Source organism: Bacteroides sp. 214, from assembly GCF_010501015.1.
In the GTDB taxonomy this organism is placed as follows: domain Bacteria; phylum Bacteroidota; class Bacteroidia; order Bacteroidales; family Bacteroidaceae; genus Bacteroides.
The window spans coordinates 53,601-79,100 of the sequence record NZ_QVML01000010.1; the positions used below are offsets into that span (position 1 = coordinate 53,601).

The window sequence follows — 25,500 nt, forward strand, 5'->3', positions numbered from 1 at the left end:
ATGGATCAAGTTAAATAGTATAGGCGTGTGCTCCAAATACTTGGCGCGTCAAGTATAAAGAGTACACGCGTCAAGTATAAAGAGTTGACGCGTCAAGTATTTGGGGCTGAAATACCCCTCTCAGAAGCGTCTTAGCGCAACGTTGTTTTTTTTGGAAATAAGCAGAAATGTAAAGGGAAGACAAGCATTAACAAAGGTTTCTACTTGAGTCGAAATTTCTGAGCTTAAAATCACAAAACTTCTTAAGTGCAGTCCCTTACAGGAGCTGCTACTTAAGAAGTTTCATTCTTTATATAGTCGTGTTCGTGTTATTTCGTAATACGGAACCAATCCACTTCGACCCAGCCACCATCGTTAATAACGATACCGGGACGTGTACAGAATGTTCCTAGCTTAGCACCAATCCATTTTCCTTCTTTAGCTGGGAATTTACTACCCATTGCTGTATATTTTTTACCATCAAGGCTATAACTGAAATCGCACATTACGATTTGATCCCATCCACCTTCGGCATGTGCTTTTTTACCACCATCCGATGTAAATTTAACGCGCAAGTAGATAGTTTGATCTTTCAAAGGAAGTTGTGCGTTCACTTTTTCCGTACCACCTCTATCTGCTTTTAAGCATTCGAGTTGTGAAAGAATAATTCCTTCTGAAGTGTTTTCAAGAATTAATCCGGCATAATCCAACCCCATTACAACGAGCCCTGTACGTTCACCGGTATATTTGTTGGTAGGCTTAAATGTCAACTTAATGGTTGCGGTAAAGTTTTCTGCCGGTGTTTTTTGTAACAATAAGTTAGAAACATCCCAAAGGCTCTTGTAGTTTTCAGGAACCGGATATGAATAAAGACGAGCAAAACCTTTATCGCCAGCAAAGTACGCCCATTTTTCATTATAGTTCGCATGCCATTGCCACTGTGGAGAAAGCGTAAATCCGTCAAACTCATCGCTTTCTTGTGGTGTAGTAATAGGATATGTTTTTCCTACGTTTGGCTTTTTATAGGTCTTTACAGGTTCTCCTGTACCATCTCCATCTTTATCAACACCCATAACTGGCCAATCGTTAACCCATTTCATTGGTTGTAGATGCACGATACGTCCATAAGCGCCCACATCTTGGAAGTGGAAGAACCAATCCTCTCCTGTTGGGGTATCAACCCATGCTCCTTGGTGAGGACCATTTACATTAGTTTTGCCTTGCGCTAATGAAATATGCTCTTCGTAAGGACCATATATGTTTTTAGAACGTAGAGTAAGCTGCCAACCTGTTGGCACACCTCCTGCAGGAGCAAAAATATAGTAATATCCGTTGCGCTTGTAGAACTTAGGACCTTCTATAGTTTCATGGTTGTCGTGTCCATCGAAAATGATGCGTGATGGAGCGATAGCTTTGTCGGCTCCCGGTGTTAATTCGCAGATAGCGATAACACTCTTCAATCCGGCACGGCTTCCTGCGTACGCGTGTACCATATATACTTTACCATCTTCATCCCAAAGAGGAGATGTATCAATAATTCCTTTTCCAGGTTTTACGAGTACTGGTTCGCTCCACGGTCCTTTTGCATCTTTAGCTTTTACCATGAAAGCTCCCTGATCGGGATCACCCCAGAAAATATAAAACTCTCCATTGTGGTGACGGATACAAGGTGCCCACACACGATTTCCATGTTCGGGAGCTGTATCGGTTACCGGTGGCAAAGCATGAGGAACGGCAGCACCAATGATTGTCCAGTTCACCATATCTTTGGAATGTAGTATCTGCAACGCGGGCAAACAACCAAAGCTAGAGGAGGTCATATAATAATCATCGCCTACACGACATGCGTCAGGGTCTGAATAATCTGCATAAAGAATAGGATTTTTGTAGGTTCCGTTGCCATTGTCGGCTACCCACACTTCTGATTTGTAATTTTGTTGCGCCGACACCGCACAGGCGATGAACAAAGCAAAGATAAATAACTTATTTTTCATGGTAAATCAATTATAAGATGGTTTGTCAGTTGACAAAGGTAAAAGAAAAGGAGAAAACCCAAGGGGGAATAATGGGGATAAGAGGGGGAATAATTGGTAAAAAGGTACCCCATACGGAGCACCTTTTCTCAATTAATATTTTATAGACTAAGATTATACTTTAATCGGGCTATATTTAGGAACCAATGATTTCATCACAGTCCAGCCAATCAGGTAAGCCACAGCACAAACGCAGAATATAATGAAATATCCGGCAGGTTTACCTTGGAAACCTAAGAATACCATTTGTGTAGCTTCGGCATGGTCGAACAAGCTACCTGCAGATGTTTGAAGCAGTGCCGAACCGATACCACCTGCCATACCACCGATACCTGTAATGGTAGCAATAGCACTTTTGGGGAACATATCGCCAACGGTAGAGAAGATGTTGGCCGACCAAGATTGGTGAGCAGCACCGGCAATACCGATAAGGATGGTTGGGAACCAAGGAGAGATGCTACCCATTGGTTGGGCAAACAATACTACCAACGGGAAGAATGCAAAAATCAACATGGCACGCATACGGGCAGCGTAAGCATCCATACCTGTTTTCTTCATAATGATAGAAGGTAACTTACCACCATAGATTGAAAGCATTGTGATAGCATATAGTGTAAAGATCAATCCCATACCCAAACCTTCGGAAGTCTTAATACCAAACTGAGCCGAGATATAAGGAGGGAACCAGAACAGGAAGAACCACCATACGCCGTCAGTCATAAATTTACCGAAAGCAAAAGACCAGGTTTGTTTGAAACCAAGACACTCAAGGAAGGTAAGTTTTCTTTCTTCTTTTACTTCTTCTTTTTCATCAGCTTCTTCTTCATCTTGTTCGATGTAAGCTAACTCAGCAGCATTTACACGTTTGCTATTGCGTGGAGCATCGTACATAAACACCCAGAATCCCATCCAAACAAAACCTAAAGCACCAATAATGATAAACGCCATTTCCCAACCGAAGAACTTAGCCAAAGGAGGAATAGTAAGCGGAGCAATCAAAGCACCAATCGATGCACCTGTATTAAATAAAGATGTTGCAAAAGCACGGTCTTTCTTAGGGAAATATTCGGCAGTAACCTTAATGGCTGCAGGGAAGTTACCTGCCTCACCAAGTGCCAAAACACAACGCGAAACCAAGAAACACCACATACCCACAGTAGCGATAACAACCGTTACATCGCCCGTAGCCTGAATCATAGCTTCTTTATCGGCTAAACCAGTCCAAAGTTCAGTAATAACACCGCAACCGGCATGCATACACGCACCGAGCGACCATATACCAATAGCCCAAAGGAAACCTTTTTTACTGCCCATCCAGTCTACAAAGCGACCAGCGAAAAGCATACTACCTGCATAGAACAGAGAGAAAATACCGGTAATGATACCGTAGTGTGTGTCGTTCCAATGAAACTCGGGTTGAATGAACTCCGCGTAGGTCAACGATAAAACCTGACGGTCGAGATAGTTAATAGTAGTTGCGAAAAATAACATAGAGCAGATAACCCACCTGTAGTTTGTCATTTTTCCTGTTGCATTTTGTAATGTACTCATGATATTATGTTTAAAATATAATTATATGCACTTTATACGCCTGCAAATATAAAAGTTGCAAGGAAAATAAAATTGGAATAATTGGTCATACTATAAGATTAATTGACCGCTTATTTCAAAAAGCTCACGCAAAACTAATAAAAAAAGCCACAAAAACTATTGTTTACGTACACGAAAAATAAAAATTCCACTTTTTATAACGAAAACTACACAAAACTTCCTGTAAGGAAAACTATTTTTGTACTTTCTGGAAATACAGACAATAAGAAACCATAAAAAACATATAAGAAAACAATGATGAAAAAATTAGTAAAGCAATTGATATTGCCGGGAGTATTGGCGATTTCTATGACAGCAATGGCGCAACAAGTAGACAAGAACCAACCTTGGTCGGTAAGAATGGTAGAATCGGAAATGATTCGTTGCCCCGAAGCATGGCAACTCGACTTTCAACCTCGCCTGAAATGGGACTACTGTCACGGATTAGAGTTACAAGCTATGCTTGATGTATACGACGCTTACGGTGATCAACGTATTTTTGATTATGCCTTGGCGTATGCCGACACCATGATTCATGCCGATGGAAGCATTGAAGCCTACAAACTGGAAGAGTACAACATCGACCGTGTAAATACCGGCAAAGTATTATTCCGCTTCTATGAGCAAACAAAAGAAGAAAGATACCGCAAAGCTATCGACTTGCTGAGATCTCAGTTGGATACACATCCGCGCAACGAAGATGGAGGATTTTGGCATAAGCAGGTTTATCCGAATCAAATGTGGTTGGACGGACTATATATGGGTGCGCCTTTCTATGCCGAATATGCCTATCGTAACAGTCGCCCACAGGACTATGCCGACGTTATCAAACAGTTTGTACTTGCAGCCAAACACACTTACGACCCCACCAACGGATTGTATCGCCATGCGTGTGATGTAAAGCGTCAAGAGCGTTGGGCAGACAAGAACACCGGACAATCGGCACACAGTTGGGGACGTGCTATGGGATGGTATGCCATGGCATTAGTAGATGTGCTTGATTTTCTGCCGAAACACGAACCGGGACGCGAAGAGGTGTTGAAAATACTCAATAACGTAGCTGTACAAATAAAAAGATTGCAACATCCCGAAGCCGGCGTGTGGTATCAGGTGCTCGACAAAAGTGGTGAACCGGGTAACTACCTGGAATCTACTTGCTCTACTATGTTTACTTACGCGCTTTTCAAAGCTGTTCGCATGGAGTATATCGACAAATCATACTTAGATGTAGCCATTAAGGGTTACGAAGGAATTCTAAAAACATTTATAGAAGTAGGCGAAAATGGTGTAGTGGAAATTACAAATTGCTGTGCCGTAGCCGGACTTGGCGGTAAAGTATACCGTTCGGGAAGCTATGAGTATTACCTCAGCGAACCTATCCGCAACAATGACCCCAAAGCTGTAGGTCCATTTATAATGGCAAGTTTGGAGTGGGAAAGATTACAACGTTTCGGTTGCTTTAAATAAGAACAATGATGAAAAAGCTCTTTTTATTATCCTTAGTAGCCTTGCTGACCAGCGGTTTGCAAGCACAACAAGATGGACGAGATACGATTGTTATAGCTCGTGATGGTACTGGTAAATATCGTAACATTGCAGATGCTTTTGATGAAGTACGCGCCTACATGGAATACACCCGTGTAATTTACATCAAGAACGGCACCTACAAAGAAAAAATCGTTGTTCCTGCCTGGTTTAAGAATGTTCATTTCGTTGGCGAGAGTGCCGAGAAAACAATTATTACATACGACGACCATGCCAACATCAACAAAATGGGAACTTTCCGCACTTACACCGTAAAGGTAGACGGAAACAATATCGTATTTAAGAATCTCACGATAGAAAACAATGCGCCCCAAATGGGACAAGCAGTAGCTCTGCACACTCAAGGCGACAAACTGGTATTCGTCAACTGCCGCATACTCGGTAATCAAGATACTATATTTACCGGAGGAGAAGGCACAAGCCTCTTCTTTCGCAATTGTTACATCGATGGTACCACCGACTTTATCTTTGGTGGGGCAACAGCCTATTTTCAGGATTGCACCATTCACAGCAAGCGCAACTCGTACATAACTGCTGCTTCTACCCCTAAACATATTACTTACGGATATGTATTCAACAACTGTACACTTACCGCCAATGCAGATATAGACAGAGTACATTTAGGTCGCCCATGGAGACCATACGCAGCTACCGTATTCTTGAATTGCCAAATGGGGAGCCACATACTTCCAATAGGTTGGCACAACTGGGGCAAGCCAGACAATGAAAAGACCGCCCGCTATGCCGAATACAACAGTATCGGTGAAGGAGCTGCTCCAAAAGCACGTGTAGCATGGTCAAAACAACTACCCAAGAAAGAGGCAGACAGCTATACCATTGAAAATGTATTGGGTAACGAAGATTGGTGGAAGCAATAAACAAAAAAGGATATAGAATAATGAAATATAGAATTATATGGTGTGCCCTGTCACTATTATTGCTAGTATCGTGGGTAGAGGTTAACACGCCTGTTACTATCTTTATGATAGGCGACTCTACCATGGCGAATAAAAGAATCGATGGTGGTAATCCCGAACGTGGATGGGGACACGCTCTTCCTCGTTTCTTTGACGATAAGCAAGTGGTAATTGACAACCATGCACAAAATGGCAGAAGTTCCAAGAGCTTTATAGACGAAGGACGTTGGGATGCTGTTCTTGCCAAAATCAAAAAGGGAGATTACGTTTTTATTCAGTTTGGACATAACGACGAGAAACCAAAACCCGATCGTCATACAGAGCCGGGTAGTACATTCGACGAGAACTTGCGTCGTTTTGTAAACGAAACACGTTCCAAAGGAGGCATTCCTGTATTGTTCAACGCCATTGTGCGTCGCAATTTCAACGAAGAAGGCGTATTGGTAGATACACACGGAGCCTATTTGGATTCGCCCCGCAATGTAGCAAAAGAGTTGGATGTTCTCTTTATTGATATGAATAAGATGACACACGACTTGGTGCAGAACATGGGGGTAGAAGCTTCTAAAAAACTCTTTGTGTGGATAGAGCCCAACACAGTGCCCATAGCTCCCAAAGGAAAAGAAGACAACACCCACCTTAATGTATACGGCGCGCGTACGCTTGCTTCAATGGTGGTGAAAGTTATTGAGGAGCAAATACCCGAACTGGGAAAACACACCCGTTGGTTCGATTATGTAGTTGCCAAAGATGGTACCGGTGATTTTTTTACGGTGCAGGAAGCAATCAATGCTGTTCCCGATCTCCGGAAGAATATGCGTACAACCATTCTTATCCGCAAAGGGGAGTACAAAGAAAAGCTGATAGTTCCACAGTGTAAGGCAAACATTTCTCTGGTAGGAGAAGATGGCGCTGTACTTACGTATGACAGCTACGCCAATGCCTTAAATGCTTTTGGCGAACCTTTGGGCACTTCGGGCTCTTCGGCTTGTTACATCTATGCATCCGATTTTTCGGCAGAGAACATTACCTTCGAGAATAGTGCCGGAGCAGTAGGTCAAGCTGTGGCATGCTTTATAGAAGGAGATCGTGCTTACTTTAAGAACTGTCGCTTCCTTGGTTTCCAAGACACGCTGTACAACCACGGCAGAAATTCACGTCAATACTTTGAAGATTGCTATATAGAAGGAACGGTCGATTTTATCTTCGGATGGTCTACTGCGGTATTCAACAGATGCACCATTCATAGCAAACGGGGCGGTTACCTCACAGCTCCCGCTACCGACAAGGGCAAGAAGTATGGATACGTATTCTACGATTGCAAACTCACTGCCGACGAAGGAGTAAACGGAGTTTACCTTTCTCGTCCTTGGCGACCCTACGGAAAGACTGTCTTCATTCGCTGTGAAATGGGCAAACACATTCGCCCCGAAGGTTGGAATAACTGGGGAAAACCGGAAAACGAAAAAACTGCATACTATGCCGAGTATAAAAGTACCGGTGAAGGAGCCAACCCCACTGCCCGCGCGAAGTTCTCGCATCAGCTAAAGAATCTGGACGGTTATAGCATACAAGATGTATTAAAAGGCTATGACGGTTGGAATCCGGTAGAGAACGGGAATAAACTAGTAAATATCGCACGTTAAAACGAGGTTCAATCAATAAGGAAACGGGGTTCATTTTATCTGAAAATGAACCCCATTTTATTGTTAATTGGAGGCTACTTTAGCTGACTATATAAGGGGTTGAACCCTTTTAAGGTTTAGGAAATCAAAGGAGCTGTATACTCCGGGGACGTAGAGACTTCCACTCTCCCACCACCTCTCTACTTCAACCACTTATCGAAAAACTCCAGCGACTCTTGTTGTATGGCTTTGCTCATAAAATGCTTCTCTTCCCAAATCTTAGTAACAAGCCTATCGCCTACCCCTTGGCTATCCCATACTTCGCGTAGTGTGGCATAGGCGCTCTCCACGCCTTCTACAGGAAAGAGTTTATCTTGTGTACCATTAAAGAACAGCGAAGGTTTGGGACATGCAATAGATGCTACATGCGGATAATCCATAAATCGTCGGATGCCCGGAATAATCATAGAATAGGCAGAGCCACCTTTGTTTTGATTGTTAGTCATGGTCATCAGCGTTTCGGTGGTGTTCATCCAGCAAAGCGAAGCCGAAGCAGCGATTTTATCTGTTGCCGCCGAAAGCATCCAAGAACGATGCCCACCCATAGAGAAACCTATGCAGCCTATTTTGTCGGCTTTTACTTGTGGCAGCGAAGCGAGAAACTCTGTGCTTCGTACATCATCCATCGTTATTACGCCTCCCCACGATGTGCCCATTTGCATTAAATTGGAGGCAAGAGCCTGTTGTATATCGTAGTTGACTCCTTCTTTTCGGCCACGTTCGCCCCAAAAGAGCGCATCAACTACAAGCACCACATAGCCTTTGGCTGCAAAATAGTCGCTTACAGGCACACTGTCATAGCAACGTTCTTGCCATTGGCGAGAGTCTTCCATAACTTCGGCAGATACACCAAAGGGCTTTACCACTTTTTCTTTACCGATACTAAAATGTGCGCCATGATCGTGTAGCATCACAAGAGCAGGAAAAGGCCCCTCACCATCCGGAATAAGCAAATAGGCCGGTACGCGATACCAGGCAGAAAGGTTGAAGCTTATCTTTTGTGCACGGTATCCATCGCGTTGTTCGGTAGCTGTTATTTCCATCTCATAATCGGCTGGTGCAGGAAGTATGTTTTCCAAACACATAGTCAGCGTTTCACGGGCAGTGGTTCTCCACGCAGAGAAATCGCCATCCTGATTGTTCTGCCAAGCCAGCGGAAAGGTTAATGAGTTTTTTAATTCCTGATAGAATACCGGCATACTTTTTTCAACGCCGTAAGGTTTTTCTACTTGTTCTTGCGCAAAGAGCATGGCAGAAAGAAGAATAAGAAGCGTGGTTACTTGTGTTCTCATGATAATATCTTGTTAAAACTTCTCCAAAGATACAGAAAAAATAAGAGAGAGGGAGACTAATTCAACGGAACTTCAAACACAATCCTTGCCCCTTCTTTGTAGGTTTTATCTACAAATATATTTCCTCTCATTCTTTTTATGATGAGGCTGCAAACGTACAACCCCAAACCTGCCCCCTGGGTAAATTCATTTATCTTATTGAAACGTTCAAATACCCATTTCTGCTTATCTACAGGAATACCTATGCCAACGTCTGTTACACCTACTTTGAGCCACCCCTTCTCTATACGATAGGCAAGCGTTATGCAGGATTCTGCCTCACCAAATTTGGCTGCGTTGGAGAGCAGATTATCTATTAATTGGTCTAAGTATGTATGGTTTATATGAATAATGGGGTTCGTATCTTCTGCTTCGAGCACCCATCTCCTATCCGGGTATAATTTAGTAAATTTATCAATAGACTCTTTACACTCCTTGTATATATGAGTAGGCTCGGTAGGCAGTAAATCTTCCGAAGAATAAAGCTGTGACACCTCCAGCATATCATCCAGAATTTTGGTTAATAGAGCGGTTTGTTTCTCTACTTCTTTTGCCATCTCTTGCTTCTCCTCCGGTTCCATATCGGTAAGCAGAGCAGTTGTTGTAAATCCAGAGATGATATTGAGCGGTGTTCTTATTTCGTGGCACATAGAGTGTACGAAAGAACTCTTCATCGTTTCACTTTCTTCTATCTTCCTGTTGAGTCGTTGCAATTTACGACTGGTGCGGTAATTGTACACACCCCAACCCAAAATCAAAAACAGGATAATGACCGATGCTATGATTATGATTCGCTGGTTATGTTGTTCAAGCTCTGCATTTCTTAATTTTTCGGCATTAACTTCGTGTTGTATCTGCAACTCCTTGTATTTTCCTTCACTTTCGGCTTTAGCGATTGAGTCGGACAGTTGGGTGGCTTTATTATATTCAAGGTATGCATTTTCAAACTCTCCCAATTTGTAGAGCAGTTCGGCTTTTCCTTTCTGTTGGTTAATGGCAAGTAGCGGATAGGTATTATACTTCAGCAACGTATCAATTTGCTGCAATGCTTTAGGATAATCCTCTTTAATCATGTAATATTCGCGTCCTACCATTGCCTGATAGTAGGGAGCAGGAGGAGTAGGCGCCTGCGAAGGAAACTGCTTCAATAACTCTGTGAAACGGAGAAAGAAAATATCTCTATTCTTTTGCGAGATAGTTTGCGACATAGAGAGATTGCCATAAGCACGAATACGCGACCGCTGACTGTAGTATGGACGTTTCCTTATCTCGGGTAACTCCAGATAATTTTCGAACACATCTAATTGTTGCATCGTATATTCTGCAAACTCCGGACTGTCTTGCGGATAGGTATTGCACAGCGTTATTAATGCTTGTTGCTGAAAGAGGTTTCCTCCATCCTTCAAGGGTATAGTACTGGCTATTTTGAACATTTCCTGGGCATAACTACGTAGTTGCACCACCTCTTCTTCGCCAACTTCTTCTCTAAACACCCATGCTCTATTCGTAGAAGCTATGATAACATAGATGTCTTTCATCTTTTTAAAACTGTTCGGCTCCGAATAATTGCGTAACCGATTTGTTGTTTCTTCAATGATTTTTTGACAAGCCTCGCTATCCAATCCTTGCATCTTGCGAGCTTCGTAAATCATTTCGTAGTAAGTAGAGATAGCCTCATTAGCAGGAGGCGTCAGTTGTTTTCGCGCCAGGTCAATATAATAAAACAAGGAATCTTCCTGCTTCACATCAAGTTTGTTGACTATCAGCTTAGTTAAAGCCGCCTTTGCTGCCTCGTTGTTTCCGGCAGCTATTGCCTCATCCAACAGCATCTTACTATAAGTTACCCCTCCCAAATCGGATAGGTTCGTAAGTATCTCCAAGCGTGTATCAATATCGGTAGCTTGAGATAAAGCTGTGATAAGTTCATCTTTGGAACTGTTTTGACTGTATGCTACAAGAGGAATAAACAGCAAACAGCAAAATGCTGTTATTTTGAAAATAGTACTTCTCATGATAAAATAGGCTTAATACTACAAACTTAAGTAAAAAAACAACAAAATCACCGAGTTCTTTAGTTAAAACTCAGTGATTTTGCTGCATAACCTTACAATGTGCAACTATGACTGAGCAACTATGAGCCATAGGCTGACAGGGCATGAGCCATAGGCTGACGAGTTGTATGCTTATGGCAGACGGGAAGTGTGCTTATGGATAAACTCTACCCGAAAGGTATATCAGCTAAATAATAGAGAGAATCTCTGCCGGTGAGTCAACAATAAATTCAGGATTAAATTGTTGCAGTTCCTCTTTAGGTCTGAACCCCCACGTCACTCCACAAGCCGTTGTTCCGCTATGGATTGCTGTTTGCATATCCACACCAGAGTCGCCCACATAAAGCGTTTCTTCTTTGGCTACTTGTGCTGCTGCTAAAATATCATTTACAATGGTTGGATCTGGTTTAGGAGCAATACCTTCGCGCTGTCCCAAGACTTCAACAAAAGAGACATTGGCAAAGAAATGATTGACCAGCTTCAAGGTGGCACTATAATATTTATTGGATGCTACGGCAAGTAACACACCTTGTTCCTGTAGGTTTTTGAGCAATTCAGGAATGCCGGGATAGGGAGAGCTGAAATCTGTGTTGTGCACATCATAGTAAGGAATAAACCCTTGTCGCATGCGAAGAACATTTTCTTCGGTTTTCTCGCCTTCAGGCAATGCGCGTTCAAAGAGTTTGTTGATTCCATTACCTACCATAAAATTGTATGCTTCTACAGGATGTGTAGGATAACCAAGCGTTTGAAGAACCTGATTGGTACTGTGAGCAAGGTCGGCAATGGTGTTGAGCAATGTGCCGTCAAGATCGAATATGATGAGCTTTTTCATGATAAGTATTTCTATATTGTATATAATAAAAAAGGGAAGTCTCACGACTTCCGCATTTCTTCTAACCTTAAATCTAAATCTCTATGAAAAAAACGTACTGCAAAGATAGAGCCTTTTCCTTAGAGTATGTGTTAATGAATTGCTTAAAATGAAAAATAACTTTAATCAGTTTTGTTTTGTTTCATTTTAATTACATCAGTTAATTAATTTTAATAAATTACGATAGATTTCATCCTGTTTTAGTATTTCCGAAACCCCTGTTATAAACAATTGTTTTCGCGCACGGGTCAAAACGACATTTAACTTCCTGTCGACAACGCAATTTTCTTCCCTTTTTTTGTTAGATAAGAACTTCAATTGATAAGCGCGATTGGCACAACAAGAATAAATAACGACATCTCGCTCGCTCCCCTGAAACCTTTCGACGGTATCTACCAAAATACGGTTCAACGGTTCAATGCCAAGCAGTGCCAATTCTTTGCGTATCATAGCTATCTGGCTACGATAAGGGGCTATAATTCCTATGGTTTCTTCGGGTACGAATGATGCCGCACAGGTATCGTAAACTTGCTTGGCAAGGCGAGCAGCGATACAGGCTTCCGAAGTATTCACCTTAGGAGATTTTCCGTATTCTTCGGCTACAGAGGGAAAGAACTGTATACGAAGATTGGCTGCCATCTCTTCCAACTGATGAGGCAAACCAAGCGTCTCCAGCTTACCTTCGTAAAAGTAGCGATTGGGGAAATGAGCTATATCGGGGTGCATACGCCCTTGCCGACTAAGAAGGTCGCTAACAAGTTCGGTCGTACAACCATCCGGGTCTATTTGTTTGAGCGAACAAAAAAGACGCTCAAAGAGCGAATTACGCAAATTGTGCATACCCATGTTGCGAAGAGAATCTTCATAAACCTCGGTTTGTTGTTCGGTTTGTTGCACTACGGCGGGGAGTTGCTTATGGTCGCCTATGAGGATAAACTTACCAATAGCGTCGTGCCCTTCGGGTGCTTGAGCAGAGAGCAAACCAAGGAGTTGTGGTTCCAGTATTTGCGAAGCCTCGTCGATAATTGCCACATCGAAAGTTTTCAGGCTGAAAAGCTCCGGTTTGTTCGAAAGCGTAGCTACCGTACCCACAAAGATGCGGCAACGCATAATCCGTTCCAACACATGCGAACGACGATTACAGTCTTGCAACACACGCTCAATAAGGTATTCGCGATAAGAGGGGTCGCAAGAGAGTTCGTTCCCGACACGGATAAAATCCACGGATGGTTTTATACTAAGCAGCGCTTTGCATATCTCGTCTACTGCCCGATTGGTGTAGGCGAGCAACAGTATTTGTGCTTCTTCATTCATATAAAATACCTCGACCATGCGACGCAACGCTTGAGATGTTTTGCCTGTGCCGGGAGGACCCAACAACAAGAAATAATCCTTGGCAGCCTGAGCTTTCAGCACTATACGATCCAAATCTGTGGCTGCTGAAGAGATGGCGGGCAGGTAGGTAGCATCTACTTCGGGCAGGCGGGCAGCCAACAAGAGGTCTTTACGCCTTTGATTGGCAGTGAGGAAAGTAGCCAATCCACCGAACATGCCGCGAAAAGCCGTATCCATGATGTCGTGTTCTAACGCGTAGAGGCTTTGAGCAGGAAGCAAATGCGGGTTTTGTTGCCTGGCACGCAAGCGTACTTTTAGCGTTTCGGAGGTTATCTCTTCTATGTTACCTTTGAAAATCATGCGATTGGTAACATTGTCGGCATCTGTATTACGCTCGTAAAGCACAATGGCATCACCTTGCCGAAAGTTAGGAAGCGACTCAGGGAATTCTTCAACTACAGAAAACACATTCTCTTTGGCAAGCAACACATAGGCTTTATGTTCGTCGGCAGCATGATTTTCAACGATGCGAAGATTATAAAGAATCTCGCCGGCTTCAAGTTTTTCGGCAAGCGTAGCAAGCCACAACGCCGAAGCACCGGTACATCCTTCGTACTCTACATCGCCCGATTTAGATACATACTGTTCTTTTGCCGTGAAATTATAGAGTGCCGCGAAGTAAGCACGCTCCACCTTATTTAATAGCAACAACTTTTCGGAAAAAGAATCAATAGAAGGACGAAGGTAGTTTGTCCAGAATTTATTCTTCATGCCACGTTCATTCAACCTTTCGGAAGTAATGCTTTGTAGCTTAAGAGTGGTATATTCAATGCTATTGCGAAGCTGAATACTATATTCATCGGCAACGATGCGGTTACGCACATCCATCACTCTTCGCACCATAGCCCACGAAGAACGTGCAGGATACAACAACGGATAGCGTGTATAAAACAGATATGCATTTACCTTATGATGATCTACACCTATGGCATACTGCAACACTGCTTGATAAAGTAACATTTGCACCACATTGTTTTCCTTGGGTTGCACACGGTTGCGTAAACCAAATTCATCTGCCTTACCCGACTTCATTTCTATAAAAGAGCTCACGTCGCGCTGCATATAGTCTAAACGCCCTTGCAAACCCAACGCTTCGCAAATGTAAGAAGGTTCAAGAACCGCATCTTTTTTGTTTAGCTTATAGCCCGGCAAATTAAATGTTTGCTGCACCGTGTCGCGAATATGGTCAAAGTGCATACGGCAATCGGCAAAGAATTGCTTTTCCTTTTCTTTGTCCTGCAAATCCTCACAGGCAGCCAGTTCGATAGGGTACATGCGGAATGCTTTCTTCATACATTCCAAATAATCGACTTCCCCTTCAGCATGAATCCATTCATCAAGAAAAAGGTTGGCTATGTTTCCAAGTAATAGCGGACGAGGATTTGCTATACGCTGCAATTTAAGCAATTGATAATTGAGCGGATGGTGCCCATAATCCTTAAAACATTCTGCCAATGTACTGATATCAATCAGGTAATCGGGTTCCAGAATAATAAAGGAAGGGGTAAGTATGCCATTTTCATCTTCGTTTACATCGAGCAAATTAAGCTGTGCAAAGCGCCATAGCTGCTCCACGGTAGTATTAAATTCCTCGTTTATTTGAGGTATATTGTAGCGCACACGCAATAAATCATCCGAGATGGCATCTACCGGGCTTACATACAAATAAGTTTCATCAGCATATTGAAAGCAGACACGCATACGCTGCACATATCTCTTTGAAGGTGGTGCAACAATGTAGGTAGCATCTGCACGCGGTAGCTGTCGGTAGAGCACGTCGGGGATATCTGCTCCTGTGATTCGCTTAATAAAGAAAGCGAGTGTTTTGGCATCACGCAATAGTTCTTCTTGCGTAGGTTCTTTCTGTCTGTTCAGTATCGCATTGGAGGTCAACCGGAAGGTATGCAGACGATTCTGAGCAGAGATGGATAAGTCAAACTTAGCAGCAAGGAAATTTATTCGTGCGGCAAGGTCGGTCATTTGCAGCGCGTTATTCTGCATTTCTTCCTTACAAATACGTTCCAGCAAATCGCGCATTTGTTTATAATGCGCGGTCAGAGAGGTTTCTTCCGTACGGCAAACCGAATATAGTATTTCGTAAGATTCGTTCAAACTATGGGTATTGAGTTACTGCTCCTCATCATCTTCTTCCTCCTCATCTTCATCTCCTTTGCGATCTTTCACCATGAGGATACTCAATTCGTATAGTAGATAGAGTGGAAGCGAAACGGCAGTCAGCGTAAAGGGGTCGCCCGTTGGAGTAACAACAGCAGAAACAGCAACGATAGCTACCGCTGCATGACGACGATATTTTTTCAGAAAGGCTTTATTGACAATACCAAGCAACGAAAGTAGCCACGTAACAAGTGGCAACTCAAAAGCGATGCCCATGCAAAGCACCAACATCATAAAATTGTCGATATAGGAGTTTAGCGATATCTGGTTAACAATAACCACTTCGGGCGTTAGCTGATAGGTAGACAAGAAACGCAGTGTAAGCGGATAAACCATGTAATAACCAACCAATAATCCCAGGTAAAACATGATTGCACCAAACACAAATGCTTTACGTACTCCCTTCTTTTCGTTTTTGTAGAGGGCTGGGCGAATAAAGCGCCACACTTCATAAAACAGGAATGGAATTGCCACCACTACCGCCAACCAAAAGGCTGTGGTGATATGTACAAAGAAGGGTGCGGCAAGATTTATATTAATGAGATTTACATGAAAGTCTTCGATAAAAAACTCACCTGTAAGGTTAAACGTTTCGCCTATCCACCGCAGAAAGGAGTAAAAAACAAAGTCGTTACGACACGGGGCAAGTATAACTTTATCGAAGATATAGGGCATAGCTACGAAGAATGCCACTCCTAGTATGCCCCAAATTCCTATGAGACGAAAAAGCAGTTTACGTAATTCGTCGAGATGATCCCAAAAGGATAATTCGTTGGGATGTTTTTTGTTTGTCATGGTCGAATGGAACGCGTATCAAAAAAATAGTCTTTAACACGCCTCAGTTAAAGATAAATGGGCTATTTCTTTTCGTCAAGATTATCTTGCGCTTTATTTATTTCTTCTTTAGCCTCATTTACACCATCTTTGAAACTCTTCACTCCTTTACCAAGTCCTTTCATTAGTTCGGGAATCTTTTTGCCACCAAACAATAATATTATCAATAGAGCCAGAACTATGATTTCGCCCGTTCCAAGACCAAAAAAGATTAAGTTAGCATTCATATTCTTAAATTAAATAGGTATATAATTAGAACTCAAAAGTAATTAAAAAACCGGATAACGCAAAGAACTCTATGTTATTCGCGTATATAAACACGTTTTACACGCGGAAGCATATTGGTCAACACTTCGTAAGGAATGGTTCCAAGCTGATCGGCTAGCATTGTTACAGGCAAGTCGTCTCCAAAGATAACAGCTTTGTCGCCCTCTCTGCAGGCTATTCCCGTAACATCTATCATACACAAGTCCATGCAAATATTGCCAACGTAGGGTGCCTTCTGCCCATTAACCAAACAATAAAAGTTACCATTACCCAAGTGCCGGTCCAGTCCATCGCCATAGCCTATACGCAATACGGCTATACGGGTAGGTTTCACAATCTTTCCCCGACGGCTATACCCCACAGTTTCTCCTTCGGCCACATCGCGCAACTGTATGATGGTACTTTGCAGTGTACTCACATTGTTTATAATAGAGTTATCGCACGGATTTACACCATACAGACCAATGCCCAGCCGCACCATATCAAACTGCGCCAACTCCGGGAAGCGTTCTACCGCAGCCGAATTGGCAATATGCCGAAGGATACGATGCGAGAATGCTGCTTGAAACTCCGACGAAACCTTATCGAACAGTGCTATTTGCTGGTGAGTAAATTCATCAAATTCCTTACCGTCGCTACCTGCTAAGTGCGAGAAGATGGAACGTGGAATTACTGTATTCTGTTCTTTCAGTTTACGAATAAGCATCGGGAGTTCGGCAACATCAAAGCCCATGCGATTCATACCTGTATTTACTTTAATATGTATTGGCACATTCATCATTCCCTCGCGCTCGGCACTATGAATAATCTCTTCTAATATGCGAAAGTTATAGATTTCTGCTTCGAGCGAATAGCGGAAGATTTTCTTTAGTGAGGAGTGTATGGGGTTTGTTACAATGATAGAGGTGGTAACACCGGCTTCACGAATCTCCACTCCCTGGTCGGCTGTAGCTACGCCAAGATAATCTACTTTTTCGTCTCTTAACGCTTTAGAAACCTCAACCGCACCTGCTCCATACGCTCCCGCTTTAACCATGCAGAGCGTTCTCGTTGTTGGTAGTAGCTTATTACGGAAGTAATTCAGGTTGTTTATCAGCGCATTAAGGTTTACTTTGAGTACGGTATCGCGATCTTTTAACTCTAAATAATCCACAATACGTTCAAAGTTAAACGTACGCGCTCCTTTTATTAAGACAATTTCATGATTCAGTAGTTGCATCACCCCCGAAGCAAACAGCGCATCGGTGTCGGGAAAAAAGTCGCACTTCATTTCAAAACGCGAAGCTGCCGAAGCAAGCTCTCTACCCACAGCTATAAGACGGGTTATACCGTGCTCATCGAGCAACTGCCCTACCCTTTTATAAAGCACATTGGGAGCTTTGTCTGTATCAAGAATATCCGAAAGGATGAGTGTCTTTTCCATTTTCTTGTTCTCTGCGTGGCGGTACTGAAACTCCAGAGCAGCCTCCAAGGTATTGATATCCAAATCATAGCTATCATCAATAAGCACACAACCTCGCTTGCCGTTTTTAAGCTCCAGGCGCGAAGCTATGGGTCGAAGCTTTGCCATACGAGCAGTTATCTCTTCGGGTGGCAACATCAGGTACAGGCATACGGCCAGGCAATTGATGGAGTAGTTGATGGAGATATCGTCTGTAAACGGAAAACAATAGGAATTCTCCATCCCAAGATATTGATAGGTAATCTCGGCACTGGTATCTCCCTTTTTAACAGAGGTGATAAAGAGTGGCTTATCCGTATCCACGCGCGACCATGCAATTTCTCGCGCCGAGAAGAGGGATTTGCCTACACTATCGCGAATAAACTCGTCGTCTCCATTATAAATAATCACATCGCAATCCTTAAACAGACCAAGTGCTTCTTCACATTTTTCCTGCAAAGACGAGAAACGTTCCTGACTGGTTCTTCCTATACTTGTAAACACTCCGATAGTAGGCTGAATAATACTTTGCAGCGCCCTCATCTCTCCGGACTCCAGGCTTTTGGCTTCAATAATGGCTAACTGCGATTGATCATTTATTTGCCACACAGAAAGCGGAACACCTATCTGACCGTTAGAAGTATAAGGCGAACGTGCTACAATGCGATCCTGACTGAGCAGTTGATATAGCCATTCTTTCACAATGGTTTTTCCGGTGCTACCGGTTACACCAATCATGGGTATGTGATAGTTGCTTCGGTGCTTCTCTACCAACTTCTGCAACGTTTTCAGTGCATTGGATACTTCGAGGAAGTTACATGCCGGATAATCGGCATAGTTTACCGGTGCAGCATTGCCCAGCCATGTATTTTTTACCTCGACCACAAAGTTGCGCACTCCGCGGGCATATAAGTCGGCTATTATTTTTTCCTCACCATTCTGCTTGTCGGGTATGGCAAAGTAAAGTGTTTCTTCGGGGAAAGATAACTGTGTATTTTCTGTAAGCAACCAATCTATGGTAGCTTCTACTTTACCAATGCGTGTAGCACCGGTAAGTTCAGTTATTTGTTCAATTGAGTATGACATATATCGAGTTCATTATCGAAGTCCAAGTTCGGATATTTTTCTTTCAGTTGCTTTATTTTTAACACTATTTGTTCTAAAAAACGCTTATGCGCATCCGACCCTTCGTTAAAAGGACGGTGTGCGAGCGCTTTGGCTATCTCTTCACACGCTTTTATGATACCCTTTGTAGTTGTCGAAAAACAGCTATTTCCGAAGCGCTGCCAAATATAATCGATAGCAAGAGACGAAGGATGCAGCATATCATCGGCATAGAAACGGTAATCGCGCAGTTCGTCGATTACAATCTCGTAAGAAGGGAAATAAACGGTTTGTTTCGGATAATATGTACAAAGTTCATCAATAGCCAGTAGCAAGGTTGCTTTACTCAGTTGATTTTCGTGCAATCCATCTTTTATATGCCTGATGGGGCTTACCGTAAAGAGTATTTTACAATTGGGTGCTTTCTCCGCGAGTTGCTCTATAAGACCCTTATAACTTGTTACAATCTCGCTCACAGCAAGGCGCCTTCTCTCAAACAAAGAGGCTGGTTGTTTATGGCAATTGGATACTACCTCACCCGTTTGGCGCAACGTATAAATCCACGATGTGCCAAAGGTTATCAACAAATATTCCAACTCCGGCAGTGCTTTATGCGCATCCAAAAGTCGCGTATTGATACGTTTCAAGGCTTCTTCTTCACTGTTTGCCGAAAAAGAGCCATGATGCATATAACTATGGTAGTACCCTTTGTCGCAAAACAGATCGGCTACCGTATATGGTTTACCCGTTATAATCCGTTTCAATGCACCGTATACGGAGCTTGGATTATACAAAATTCCAAAAGGGTTTACATCACATGCAAATTTTGCCTTCTGCAGTCGACTTCCTATATGCTCGGCAAAACAGGAGCCCAGCAGCAACAAATTGTCACTATGGGCAATATGCGGAAGGTTTTTAGGGAGCTCTATGGGCGTAGTGAGTTGCATAATGCTTGTTTTTATTGCAAAGTTACTGTTTTTCTTATCGTACCCCTACAGAAGTTCAAAAAAATCTCAGGGAAGGCTTCGATTGCGATCAGAGGCTTCCTGTGGATTGCTTGAAGGCTCTGACTGCGATCGAAGACGTGCCGGATTTTTAAAGCCTCAGACGAGATAAAGAGGCGCTTGCCAAGGGAGTAATCAAAAAACTCCTTGCTTTACGCAGACTTTATACTACCTTTGCATTAAATCTGTTTCAGAGATGGATAAAAAAGAGTATACTTTATTAGATAATATCGCTTATCCTGAAGACCTCAAGAAGCTAACAATCGACAAGCTACCCGAGGTATGCGATGAGCTGAGAAAAGACATCATAAAGGAATTATCCTGCAACCCGGGACACTTCGCCGCCAGCCTTGGCGTTGTAGAGCTTACCGTAGCCCTGCACTATGTGTACAATACCCCTTACGACCGCATTGTGTGGGATGTGGGACATCAGGCATACGGGCACAAGATATTGACCGGTCGCAAAGACGCCTTCTCTACCAACCGCAAGTTCAAAGGCATACGTCCTTTCCCCTCGCCCGAAGAGAGCGAGTACGACACCTTCACCTGCGGGCACGCCTCCAACTCCATATCCGTGGCACTGGGCATGGCAGTGGCAGCCAACTACCACAACGAAAAAGACCGTCATGTAGTAGCCGTTATCGGCGATGGATCCATGAGTGGCGGACTGGCTTTCGAGGGGCTCAACAATACCTCCTCCACCCCCAACGATCTATTGATTATCCTCAACGATAACAACATGGCGATAGACCGCAGCGTGGGGGGCATGAAACAGTACCTCTTTAACCTCACTACCTCTAATAGATATAACCAACTGCGATTTCGCGCCTCGCGCTTCCTGCACCGCATAGGTATTCTTAACGATGCGCGCCGCAAACAACTCATTCGCTTTGGAAATAGTTTGAAGTCGCTCGTAGCCCAACAACAAAACATCTTCGAAGGAATGAATATTCGCTACTTCGGACCTATCGACGGGCACGACGTAAAGAACATTACCCGCGTACTGAAAGAGATTAAGGATATGAAAGGACCCAAAATCCTGCACCTGCACACCGTGAAAGGTAAAGGCTTTGCTCCTGCCGAGAAAGACGCGGCAATATGGCATGCACCGGGTAAGTTCGACCCCGAAACAGGTGTACGCTATCAGATAAACACCGAGGGCGAACCTCCGCTATATCAAACCGTATTTGGCGAAACGATTCTTGAACTGGCACGCGCCAATAAAAAAATCATGGGGATAACCCCCGCCATGCCCACAGGCAGCTCACTCAATATACTGATGGACGAAATGCCCGACAGAGCCTTCGACGTGGGTATTGCCGAAGGACACGCAGTAACCTTTTCGGGCGGATTGGCAAAGGAAGGGTTACAACCTTTTTGCGTTATCTACTCCTCGTTTATGCAACGGGCGTATGACAACCTGATACACGACGTGGCTATTCAGAAGCTCAACGTTGTACTCTGCCTGGATCGTGCCGGACTTGTTGGCGAAGACGGGCCCACCCATCACGGAGTGTTCGACCTGGCATACCTCAACCCCATACCCAACCTCACCATCGCTTCGCCTATGAACGAGATAGAGTTGCGCAACCTGATGTACACCGCACAACTGCCGAACAAAGGTCCATTCGCCATACGCTACCCACGTGGCAAAGGCGTGTGTGTGGAGTGGAAAAAGCCACTCGAAGAAGTACCGGTTGGCAAAGGCCGCAAGCTGAAAGATGGTAACGACATAGCCGTTATTTCTTTAGGACCAATTGCCTACAAAGCGCAAGAAGCCATAGCCCGTGCCGAAGAGCAAGGAGTGTCCGTAGCGCACTACGACCTACGCTTCCTCAAACCACTGGACGCGGAATTGCTGCACGAAGTAGGCAAGAAATTCCAACAGATAATCACCGTAGAAGACGGCGTTATCAAAGGCGGTATGGGAAGCTCCATACAGGAATTTATGAACAGCAACAACTACAAGCCCACCATACGGCGCGTAGGCATCCCCGACGAGTTTATAGAGCACGGCTCTATCCCCGAGCTATACAGGGTGTGTGGCATGGATACAGATGGTATTTACAAAAAGCTACTCTCTTTCCAAGATTAAGATATGAAAATAATTATCGCAGGCGCAGGTGAAGTAGGTACACACTTAGCCCAGTTGTTATCGCGCGAGAAACAAGACATCATTCTGATAGACGAGGACGAAGAAAAAATCTCCCCGCTCAGTAACAACTACGACCTCATGGCCATAGCCGCCTCGCCTACTTCCATTGCCGGACTGAAAGATGCCGGCATAGGCAGTGCCGATTTATTTATAGCCGTAACGCCCGACGAAAGTCGCAACATGACAGCCTGCATGCTTGCCACCAACCTGGGTGCCAAAAAAACCGTTGCACGTATCAACAACTTTGAGTACCTGCTGCCCAAGAACAAGGAGTTCTTCCAGCAGATGGGCGTTGCCTCACTGATCTACCCTGAAATGTTGGCAGCCAAAGAAATTGTATCCTCCATTCGCATGAGCTGGGTGCGTCAATGGTGGGAGTTCAGCGGTGGGGCACTGATACTTATCGGTGTGAAGATGCGCGATAAAGCCGAAATACTCAACATTCCTTTAGACCAACTGGACGAAAAGGACAAGCCCTACCACGTAGTAGTTATTAAGCGCGGCAACGAAACCATTATTCCACGAGGGAAAGATACCATCATGCTGAACGACATTGTTTACTTTACCACCACCCGCAAATACATTCCTTATATTCGCAAAATAGCCGGTAAAGAAGACTATGTAGATGTTCAAAACGTCATCATCATGGGAGGAAGTCGCATTGCCTTGCGCACCGCGCAATACGTGCCCGACTATATGAAGGTAAAAATCATCGAAAAAGACCTTGAACGCTGTAACCGCCTCACCGAATTGCTCGACGAACGCACGATGGTTATAAACGGCGACGCCAGCGACATGAATATGCTGATAGAAGAAGGGATTAAAAATACCCACGCCTTCGTTGCTCTTACAGGCAATGCCGAAACAAACATACTCTCTTGCCTGGCAGCCAAACGCATGGGAGTAAGCAAAACCGTAGCCGAAGTAGAGAATATCGACTACATTGGCATGGCCGAAAGTCTCGACATAGGCACCGTTATCAACAAAAAACTGATTACCGCCAGCCACATCTACCAAATGATGCTCGACGCCGACGTATCTAATGTGAAGTGCCTGACCTTTGCCAATGCCGACGTTGCCGAGTTTACCGTAAAACCTGGTTCCAAAATCACCAAGCATCTGGTAAAGGACTTAGATTTCCCACGCCATGTAACCATCGGAGGAATGGTGCGCAACGGTGAAGGATATGTTGTAACCGGAGAAACACAAATTCAGGAAGGAGACCATGTAGTGGTATTCTGCATGGAAACAGTGATGAACAAGATAGAGAAATACTTCAACTAACTCCCCTCGCGCACGATGATAAACTGGAAGATAATCGGCCAAATCATGGGGTTCCTTGTCCATGTAGAAACAGTGATGCTGCTCTGTACCATTGGCGTATCACTTTACTACGGAGGCGACGACCTCAACGCGCTTATCATCACTGCCGGCATTACCCTGCTTGCAGGCGGTGTGTTGCGTATACTTGGCAGAGGAGCCACAAAGGACTTCTCTAAGCGCGACAGCATGATTATCGTAAGTTTCTCGTGGGTGGTGGTATCTCTTTTCGGGATGCTGCCCTTTACCATTAGCGGTTACATACCCAATGTATCCAACGCCTTTTTTGAAGCCATATCAGGCTTTACCAGTACAGGTGCTACCATTCTCGATGATATCGAAGCCTTGCCCCACGGACTGCTCTTCTGGCGCAGCCTCATACAGTGGATAGGCGGATTGGGGATTGTTGTTTTTACGCTGGCGGTACTCCCCATCTTCGGAGTGGGCGGTGTGCAACTTTTTGCTGCCGAAGCAAGCGGACTGAACAAAGACAAAGTACACCCACGCATCGGAGTTACCGCAAAGTGGATATGGGGGCTTTACATTGGCATGACCGCCATACTTGCCGTTCTACTCTACATGGGTGGCATGAATGTATTCGATAGCATCAACCATGCCTTTACCACCACTGCTACCGGAGGGTTTTCGACCAAACAAGCCAGCATAGCCTACTTCAATTCGAGCTACATAGAGTATATCATTGCCATCTTTATGTTTATATCGGGAATTAACTTTACGTTGCTACTGTTGCTCACCAAGGGCAAGATAAAAAAGGTACTCAGCAATACCGAGGTGAAATACTACTTTATCTCCGTGTTTATATTCACCGTGCTGATTGCAGTGGGTGTGTTCCTGTCTTCGGATGTAAACGCCGAGCAAGCATTTCGTTTGGCGTTCTTCCAAGTATCGTCCATACACACTTCTACAGGATTTGCCACATTCGACTATATGTTATGGCCATCGGCATTGTGGGGACTACTCACCATTGTTATGATTATTGGAGCCTGCGCAGGAAGCACCACAGGTGGCATTAAATGCATCCGCGTAGCTATACTAACCAAAATCTCGAAGAACGAATTCAAACGCATTATACACCCCAATGCCGTATTGCCTGTGCGCATCAACAAGCAGGTGGCACCTCCTAACATCGTTTCGAGTGTATTAGCGTTTATCTTTCTCTACCTCCTCATTATCATCAGCAGCAGCCTGTTTCTGCTCGCATTAGACGTTCCACCTATGGAAGCCATCGGCACGGTAGTTTCTGCCATTGGCAATATGGGACCGGGACTGGGAATGACAGGACCTGCCTATTCGTGGAACTCGCTACCCGAAGTTGCCAAATGGCTCACATCCTTTCTGATGCTACTCGGCAGGTTGGAATTGTTTACGCTATTGGTGCTGTTTACACCGCATTTCTGGAAAAAGAGATAAATGCAGAGTACACGGAGTTTTTAGGTGCGATGCCGCGTAGAGGGCGCAGCATGTCCTCCTTTGGAGGAGGTGCCCGAAGGACGGAGGAGGACTTCTAAGAACAGCGCAGCCATGCCCCTTCGGGGCTAACTATCTATAACCATGGGTGAAGCCCATGGAATAAGCAGCCCTTCAAGTAATCTACAGTCCTAAAGAGGTTGAACCCACTACGGGGTTCGAGAGAGAGTGCGTGAGCCTCATCCACGGGTTTCACCCTCTTCCACGGGCTTCACCCAGTCGTGTTCGGAAGAAAAATTTCTTTAAGTCTGAATTTTCTACCTTATTAGGAAACTCAGGTTTATATGGATTCTTATTCGTCAGTTATATAAC

Annotated in this window: 16 protein-coding genes; 6 read left to right on the forward strand and 10 right to left on the reverse strand. The window is 44.1% G+C overall.

Annotated features, from left to right (window positions below):
• Positions 1 to 308: 308 nt before the first annotated feature.
• Together D0T50_RS08830 and D0T50_RS08835 are read right to left on the reverse strand one after the other, a co-directional pair.
• On the reverse strand, positions 309 to 1,973 hold the full coding sequence (locus D0T50_RS08830; protein ID WP_163223160.1) for a glycoside hydrolase 43 family protein: 1,665 nt from the start codon (positions 1,971 to 1,973) through the stop codon (positions 309 to 311).
• Between the two features lie 153 nt (positions 1,974 to 2,126).
• A complete protein-coding gene (locus D0T50_RS08835) occupies positions 2,127 to 3,563 on the reverse strand; it encodes an MFS transporter (RefSeq protein ID WP_163223161.1) in 1,437 nt (478 codons plus the stop codon).
• 348 nt (positions 3,564 to 3,911) lie between these two features.
• Here D0T50_RS08835 and D0T50_RS08840 point away from each other — a divergent pair, with 348 nt between their 5' ends.
• From D0T50_RS08840 to D0T50_RS08850, 3 genes are read left to right on the forward strand one after another with little or no spacing between them, the layout of a single operon-like run.
• Positions 3,912 to 5,069, forward strand: a complete 1,158-nt coding sequence (locus D0T50_RS08840) for a glycoside hydrolase family 105 protein (protein ID WP_370520902.1) — start codon at positions 3,912 to 3,914, stop codon at positions 5,067 to 5,069.
• A gap of 8 nt (positions 5,070 to 5,077) precedes the next feature.
• On the forward strand, positions 5,078 to 6,025 hold the full coding sequence (locus D0T50_RS08845) for a pectinesterase family protein (protein ID WP_163223178.1): 948 nt from the start codon (positions 5,078 to 5,080) through the stop codon (positions 6,023 to 6,025).
• 20 nt (positions 6,026 to 6,045) lie between these two features.
• Entirely contained in the window at positions 6,046 to 7,710 is a 1,665-nt protein-coding gene (locus D0T50_RS08850; protein ID WP_163223163.1) for a pectinesterase family protein, read from the forward strand.
• Between the two features lie 179 nt (positions 7,711 to 7,889).
• Here the strand turns inward: D0T50_RS08850 and D0T50_RS08855 are convergent, their stop codons facing one another.
• The 8 genes from D0T50_RS08855 to D0T50_RS08890 all read right to left on the reverse strand — a co-directional run bounded on the left by D0T50_RS08855 (position 7,890) and on the right by D0T50_RS08890 (position 20,168).
• The gene (locus D0T50_RS08855; protein ID WP_163223164.1) at positions 7,890 to 9,041 is read right to left on the reverse strand and encodes a dienelactone hydrolase family protein; all 1,152 of its coding nucleotides are present in this window, start codon (positions 9,039 to 9,041) and stop codon (positions 7,890 to 7,892) included.
• Between the two features lie 56 nt (positions 9,042 to 9,097).
• Complete coding sequence (locus D0T50_RS08860) at positions 9,098 to 11,092, reverse strand: sensor histidine kinase KdpD (protein WP_163223165.1); 1,995 nt, start codon at positions 11,090 to 11,092, stop codon at positions 9,098 to 9,100.
• Positions 11,093 to 11,318: 226 nt separating this feature from the next.
• Positions 11,319 to 11,966: an HAD family hydrolase gene (locus D0T50_RS08865; RefSeq protein ID WP_163223166.1), complete on the reverse strand. Its 648-nt coding sequence runs from the start codon at positions 11,964 to 11,966 to the stop codon at positions 11,319 to 11,321.
• A gap of 195 nt (positions 11,967 to 12,161) precedes the next feature.
• Positions 12,162 to 15,512, reverse strand: coding sequence for a DEAD/DEAH box helicase (locus D0T50_RS08870; protein ID WP_239058237.1), 3,351 nt, complete (start codon positions 15,510 to 15,512; stop codon positions 12,162 to 12,164).
• A 15-nt stretch (positions 15,513 to 15,527) separates the two neighbouring features.
• Complete coding sequence (gene tatC, locus D0T50_RS08875) at positions 15,528 to 16,370, reverse strand: twin-arginine translocase subunit TatC (RefSeq protein WP_163223167.1); 843 nt, start codon at positions 16,368 to 16,370, stop codon at positions 15,528 to 15,530.
• 62 nt (positions 16,371 to 16,432) lie between these two features.
• Complete coding sequence (locus D0T50_RS08880; protein ID WP_163223168.1) at positions 16,433 to 16,636, reverse strand: twin-arginine translocase TatA/TatE family subunit; 204 nt, start codon at positions 16,634 to 16,636, stop codon at positions 16,433 to 16,435.
• A gap of 74 nt (positions 16,637 to 16,710) precedes the next feature.
• A complete protein-coding gene (locus D0T50_RS08885) occupies positions 16,711 to 19,203 on the reverse strand; it encodes a bifunctional UDP-N-acetylmuramoyl-tripeptide:D-alanyl-D-alanine ligase/alanine racemase (RefSeq protein WP_163223169.1) in 2,493 nt (830 codons plus the stop codon).
• Positions 19,179 to 20,168: a GSCFA domain-containing protein gene (locus D0T50_RS08890; protein WP_163223170.1), complete on the reverse strand. Its 990-nt coding sequence runs from the start codon at positions 20,166 to 20,168 to the stop codon at positions 19,179 to 19,181. The genes D0T50_RS08885 and D0T50_RS08890 overlap by 25 nt, the downstream gene beginning before the upstream one ends.
• A gap of 253 nt (positions 20,169 to 20,421) precedes the next feature.
• On the opposite strand from D0T50_RS08890, the gene dxs reads away from it, so the two are divergent.
• Genes dxs through D0T50_RS08905 form a run of 3 tightly spaced genes read left to right on the forward strand, consistent with a single transcriptional unit; the run spans position 20,422 to position 25,131 of the window.
• Complete coding sequence (gene dxs, locus D0T50_RS08895; protein ID WP_163223171.1) at positions 20,422 to 22,320, forward strand: 1-deoxy-D-xylulose-5-phosphate synthase; 1,899 nt, start codon at positions 20,422 to 20,424, stop codon at positions 22,318 to 22,320.
• 3 nt (positions 22,321 to 22,323) lie between these two features.
• Positions 22,324 to 23,664, forward strand: coding sequence for a Trk system potassium transporter TrkA (trkA, locus tag D0T50_RS08900; RefSeq protein ID WP_163223172.1), 1,341 nt, complete (start codon positions 22,324 to 22,326; stop codon positions 23,662 to 23,664).
• 15 nt (positions 23,665 to 23,679) lie between these two features.
• Positions 23,680 to 25,131: a TrkH family potassium uptake protein gene (locus D0T50_RS08905; protein ID WP_163223173.1), complete on the forward strand. Its 1,452-nt coding sequence runs from the start codon at positions 23,680 to 23,682 to the stop codon at positions 25,129 to 25,131.
• Positions 25,132 to 25,500 lie beyond the last annotated feature (369 nt).